Source organism: Bergeyella anatis (assembly GCF_036016955.1).
Classification (GTDB): Bacteria; Bacteroidota; Bacteroidia; order Flavobacteriales; family Weeksellaceae; genus JAYWXI01.
Genome location: NZ_JAYWXI010000133.1, coordinates 1 through 461 on the forward strand (window position 1 = coordinate 1; position 461 = coordinate 461).

General features: G+C 46.9%; 1 protein-coding gene. It reads left to right on the forward strand.

Annotated elements, in window-relative coordinates:
* Positions 1-89: 89 nt before the first annotated feature.
* On the forward strand, positions 90-461 hold a 372-nt coding region (locus VQ048_RS12610; protein WP_503619828.1), incomplete at its 3' end, for a phage tail-like protein.

The following is a 461-nucleotide window of genomic DNA, read 5'->3' on the forward strand; positions in this document are numbered from 1 at the left end:
AAACTTTATCCGATTGAACGTCAATAAAATCGGAAAGCATGAAAAAATATGAACACAAATCAAAATATAACAATTAAAAAACACAGCGTATGAAAACAATCTTATCCCGATGGACTTTGTCGGTTTTCTTGTCGGCAGGTCTTACTTTAAACGCCCAAAAGGCGAAGACCGAAGGATCGGTAGGCATTAATACCACCTCTCCGCACGCCACCTTGGACATCAAGGCTTATGCTGAGACGGGGGACAGCGCAGAGGGCATCCTTATCCCCCGTGTAACGGCCTCCCGTGCAGAAAGTATGGGCGATAATATGGCAGACGGCACTTTGTTGTATCTTACGGAGGGCGTGGCAGGAGCAGGGACGACCTCTTTGTTCAACGGCAAAGGCTTTTATTATTTTGAGGCTTCGTCCAAAAAATGGTTGAAGCTGGGCAGTACCCCGACTTATACGGCGGAAAACGGG